The following is a 978-nucleotide window of genomic DNA, read 5'->3' on the forward strand; positions in this document are numbered from 1 at the left end:
TGGACAATGATTCCGCAGGTGAAGATGCACTGGCAAAAGGGCGAGCTTTGTATCCTCATGCAAAGTTTGCTCGTATTCCGAAAGGAACTTTTCAATTCAACGGGAATGACAAGGAAATTAAAGATGCGAATGACATGCTCTTAGCTGGGCGTGGTCAGGAACTCTTTAACAACTTGAAATTCTCAGCGAAACGAGAATCTCCAGCAGGAGCAGTAACTGTATTCGATTGCCTTGATGATGCTCTTCGTAAGGCTGAGTGGGGTATTCCATATCCGTGGAAGACTCTTAACGACATGACCTTCGGTATTCGTTGGGGTGAAATGGTAGCGATCGGTGGTGGTGTAGGTGGTGGTAAAACATTGCTTGCTCATGAACTGGTGGCTTGGCTCTGTCTTAATCAGGGCTTTAATGGTGGTGGATTCTTCTTAGAAGAAAAAGTAGGTATGTCAGTGAAGAACATCGCTGGTAAATCTGCTTCAATCCCTTTCCACCGTCCAGATGTTGAATACGACGATGATATCTTGAGGAATGAAGCTCTGCGGTATGCGGATAAATTCTTCCTCTATGATAACTTCGGTCAGAACGATTGGTCTGATATTCGTCAGGTTATTCGTTTCTGGGTTGTTGAGAATCAATGTAAATTCATTATTCTCGATAACATCACTGCTCTTGTTTCCCATCTAACTCCTTCTGAAATCAACACTGAAATCAGTAAGATTGCTTCTGAACTTGCTGGTATGTGTCAGGAACTGAATTTCACTGCATTCGTGCTATCGCATTTGAATGCTCCATCAGGCGGCGCTTCCCACGAGGAAGGCGGTCAGGTGAAAGAGGTTCAGTTCACTGGTTCACGTTCTCTTATGCGTTGGTGTCAATGTATTATTGGCTTTGAACGTAATAAGCAAGCGGAGGGTGAGGGTAAAAACCTCTCAATTATCCGACTCTTGAAAGAGCGTAACTACGGTCAAACTGGTGTAT

1 protein-coding gene is annotated in these 978 nt (G+C 44.1%); it reads left to right on the forward strand.

Features of this window, described 5'->3' with window-relative positions:
• A partial coding sequence (locus N1032_RS23905) for a DnaB-like helicase C-terminal domain-containing protein (RefSeq protein ID WP_259542923.1) occupies nt 1-978 on the forward strand: 978 nt, incomplete at both ends.

Source organism: Herbiconiux daphne (genome assembly GCF_024979295.1).
Taxonomy (GTDB): domain Bacteria; phylum Actinomycetota; class Actinomycetes; order Actinomycetales; family Microbacteriaceae; genus Herbiconiux; species Herbiconiux daphnes.